Below are 4,043 nucleotides of genomic sequence, written 5' to 3'. Positions count from 1 at the left end.
GTGAGTCCCGTCTCAGCGCGGGGCGGCCTGGCCGCCGGGGTGCTCGCGCAGGAAACCCAGCGCGAGTTCGCCCAGTCGGCCGCCCAACCTGAAGAGCGAGATGTGATCGCCGGTCGGCTCGACGCTGAGCGTCGCGTTGGGCAGCCTCCGGGCCACCTCGGCCGATCCGAGCGGATTGGCCGTGGTGTCGTCCTCGCTGGTGACCACCAGCGTGGGGTGGTCGACGCCGACCAGCAGCCGGTTGACGTCGATGTCGGTGATCGCGCCGTTCAAACGGCAGTATCGGTAGAACAGTTCGGGGGTGACGAAGGGGTAGAGCACCAGGTGCGCGAGGTCGGGCGGGGTGCCGCCGAGCATGGTGCTGAGGAACACCGCGTGCACGGCGGCGGCGGTGTCGCGGTCCTCGGCGGCCATCGCCATCAGCGCCTGGATGTTCCGGTGGTGGTCCAGCTTCGGTGAGTCCGGGCCGAGTTCGTACGCACCGTGCCAGAGGCTGAGCGAGTCGATCCGCTCCGGGCTGCGGCGGGCCGCGGCGAGCGCGATCACGCTGCCGCCGCAGAAGCCCAGCAGGTGGGCCGTGCGGATGCCGAGGTGCTCCATGACCGCGAAGACGTCCTCGGCCTGCGCCTCGGTGTCCCATTCGAGTTTGTCGAAGTCCGGTTCGTCGGTGAACAGACCGCGGGTCTCCCAGGTGACGATCCGGTACTCGCTGCCGAGCAACTCCAGCCAGCGGGAGCACAGTTCGGCGGGCATCCCGCAGGCGGAGGCGATCAGGACCGCGGGCGCGGCCGGGTCGCCGGCCGTGTAGACGGGCAGCCGGGCGCCGTCGGGGGCGACGGCGTCGAGGGCGGTGCGGAACCTGTCGAAGGAGGCGGCGGCTACCCGGTCGGCGATCCCGGTGATCTCGGCGGGGCGGTCCGGGAGGTCGTCCAGCTCGGGCCGGCCGAGGGCCGGGCCGAGCCGTTCGCCGATGATCCGTTCGAAGACGCCGCTCTCCCTGTCCGGGGCGGCCGGCTCGATGGCCAGCGGGACGCCGAGCCGCTCGGCCAGCGCGGCCAGCAGCTCGGCGCGCGGGCCGGCCGGCGCGGCCACCCGGGCGGGCGGGTCGAGGCGCGTGGCCAGCGCCCGCAGGCCGTGCACCGCCTCGGCGAGTGCGGTCGCGGCGGCCCGGGCCTGGTGCTCGGTCATCGGCTCGTACGCCTTCCGGTCGGTTTCGGTCGGTGTCAGCGGGTGGTGAACGGGTGGCCGAGGGTGGTCCGGGTGACCATCCGGTTGTGGTCGTACCGGTTCTCGCCGCCGACCAGAACGGCGCCGTAGCGCTCCAGCGAGACGGTGCCCCCGTACTCCTCGATCTGCTCGGTGTCGGGGTAGACCCGCACCGAGGTCGGCACGTACCGGCCGGCGAAGCCCAGGCGCATCTCGTCGGTCTTGGCGCTGTGCGGCCAGGAGGCGTGCATCAGGGTCGACCAGAACATGATCGCCTCGCCCGGGCGCATCACCATCGACACCGCCTGCGACTCGTCGGGCTTGAAGTCGGCGTCGACCTGCAGCTCGCGGTAGTCGTAGCCGAAGAAGCCGCGGCGGATGCCGCCCTTGTCCACCTGGTTGATGGAGTCCGGGCTGTAGTGCATCTTCTTGGTCTCGTCGTAGTTCATCCGGGTGTGGGTGCCGGGGATGAACTGCAGGCAGCCGTTGTCCTCGTTGGCCTCGGTGAACGCCGTCCACACCGTGATGGTGCCGCCGAAGTCCTTGTGCTCGTCGGGCCACAGGATCTGCGGCACTCCGGAGGCGTTGGCGAAGGTGTCGGCCTGGTGCCAGTCGGTGCCCTCGTCGCCCGGGTACTTCGGGAAGAACTCGCTGCGCCAGCACAGCACGTCGGGCCCGAGCGCGCTGGCCACCCGGTCGACGATCTGCGGCCGGGAGATGTGGTCCGCGAGGAACTCCGAGTCCAGGTGCCGGTCGTAGTTGGAGATGTTGGTGTTGCCGGACTGCGCTGCCTCGTCCTGGTAGACCGCGTTGCTGCGGTCCATCAGCCGCAGCCGCTCGACCCGCCAGCGGCGCTGCATCTCCTCGATCTCGTACACCTTGAACGGGCCGAAGTAGCCGCGCTCGTGGAAGCTCGCGCGCTCCTCGGGCGTCAGCGTGAAGCCGCCGGTCACGTCGGGCACGGTGGTGCTCCTCTCTTCGCTCACTTCGATTCCTGCGCGTCCACGCAGGCGGACAGGTGGCGGACGGTCGCCGCGTCGAGTTCCGCACCGGTCAGCGACAGCTTCCAGTGCCGGTTGACGGAGGCGATCACCCGCATGAACGCCAGCGATGTGGCGCCGTGCTCGAACAGGTCGTCGTCGAGGCCGATGCCCGGCCGGGCCAGCACCTCGGTGACGATCGCGTCGACCTGCTGCTGCGTGGGCGTCAGTTCCGCGCCGGCACCCGCCGGTCCGGCCGGAGCCTGCCGGTGCGGCAGGGCGGGCAACGCCGAGCGGTCGACCTTGCCCTGCGCGGTGGTCGGCACCTCGGTGATCAGCCGGTACGCAGAGGGCCGCATGTGCTCGGGCAGCGTGCCCGCGGCCCGGGCGGACACCTCGGCGACCAGCCGGCCGAGCGCCTCGTCGTCGATCTCGGCGTCGGGCGGCGGCACCAGGTAGGCCGTCAGGCGGACGTCGCCCTCGCCGTGGTCCTGCGGGGCGACGATCGCCGAGGCCAGCCGCGGGTCGTCGGCGAGCAGCGCCTCGATCTCGCCGGGCTCGATCCGGAAACCGCGGATCTTGATCTGATCGTCGGCTCGGCCGACGTACAGGTACTCGCCGCCGGCGGTGCGCACCGCGCGGTCGCCCGAGCGGTACAGGCGCACCGCGTCGGCGCCGGTGCCGACGGTGCGGAAGCGCTCGGCGGTCAGCTCGGGGCGGCGGTGGTAGCCGCGGGCCACGCCGGTACCGCCGACGTACAGCTCACCAGGGGTGCCGTCGGCGACCGGGCTGCCGTCCTCGCCGAGCAGGTGCAAGGTGACCTCGGGCAGCGGGCGGCCGATCGGGCTGACGCCGGGCTCGTCGAGGTCGGCCCGGGTGATCGCACGGGCCGTCACATGGACCGTGGTCTCGGTGATGCCGTACATGTTGACCAGCGCGGGCCGCTCGTCGCCGTAGCGGGCGAACCAGGGCTCGAGCAGCTTCACGTCCAGGCGTTCGCCGCCGAACACCACCAGGCGCAGTGCGGGCAGCGTCGCGGTGGAGGCGCCCACCAGGCGGCGGAAGGCGGACGGGGTCTGGTTGAGCACCGTGACGCCCTCGTCGGCGAGCAGCTTGTGCAGCAGCTCCGGGGAGCGGACGGTCTCGGTGCCGGCCACCACCAGGCGGCCGCCGTGCAGCAGCGCGCCCCACAGCTCCCAGACCGAGAAGTCGAAGCTGATCGAGTGGAACAGCGTCCACACGTCGTCCGCCGAGTAGCCGACCAGCTCGGTGGTCTGCTCGAACAGCCGCACCACGTTGCGGTGTTCGACCAGCACGCCCTTCGGGACGCCGGTCGACCCGGAGGTGTAGATGACGTACGCGAGGTCGCTCTCCCGGGACTCCTCGACCGCGGCGGGCGCGGCCGGCGCGGCCGGCGCCTCGGTGTCGCGGTCGAGCCAGACCACCGGGGCCCCGCAGTCCGTGAGGCGCTCGGCGACCCGGGACACCGAGACCACCGCGGAGACCTGGCTGTCGTCGAGCAGGAAGGCGACCCGGTCGGCAGGGTAGGCCGGGTCGACGGGCACGTACGCGGCCCCCGCCTTGAGAATGCCGAGCAGGCCGACCACCAGGTCGGCACTGCGGTCGACGCACAGGCCGATCAGCCGGTCGGGGCCGGCGCCGCCCGCCCGCAGCCGGGCGGCCACCGCGTCGGCCTCGGCGTTCAGCTCGCGGTAGGTGAGGGCGCGGTCCGCCCCGCTCACCGCCACGCGGTCCGGCATCCTGGCGGCCTGGACTTCGAAGAGTTGGTGCAGCGTCTTGCCGGAAACCATGGCGGATCTCCCATCCGGTACGGGTTCGCGGGGCGGGCGGCCGAGA

General features: G+C 72.3%; 3 protein-coding genes. All 3 read right to left on the bottom strand.

Features of this window, described 5'->3' with window-relative positions:
• Positions 1-12 precede the first annotated feature (12 nt).
• From CG719_RS20920 to CG719_RS20910, 3 genes are read right to left on the bottom strand one after another with little or no spacing between them, the layout of a single operon-like run.
• The gene (locus CG719_RS20920; protein ID WP_100570192.1) at positions 13-1,188 is read right to left on the bottom strand and encodes an alpha/beta fold hydrolase; all 1,176 of its coding nucleotides are present in this window, start codon (positions 1,186-1,188) and stop codon (positions 13-15) included.
• A 35-nt stretch (positions 1,189-1,223) separates the two neighbouring features.
• Positions 1,224-2,192, bottom strand: coding sequence for a chlorinating enzyme (locus CG719_RS20915; protein WP_234375681.1), 969 nt, complete (start codon positions 2,190-2,192; stop codon positions 1,224-1,226).
• Entirely contained in the window at positions 2,189-3,997 is a 1,809-nt protein-coding gene (locus tag CG719_RS20910) for an amino acid adenylation domain-containing protein (RefSeq protein WP_100570191.1), read from the bottom strand. The genes CG719_RS20915 and CG719_RS20910 overlap by 4 nt, the downstream gene beginning before the upstream one ends.
• Between the last annotated feature and the right edge of the window lie 46 nt (positions 3,998-4,043).

This window comes from Streptomyces sp. CB01373 (assembly GCF_002803075.1).
Taxonomy (GTDB): domain Bacteria; phylum Actinomycetota; class Actinomycetes; order Streptomycetales; family Streptomycetaceae; genus Streptomyces.
Note: the sequence above shows the minus strand (reverse complement) of the source record. Positions and strands in the feature narration are given on the sequence as shown.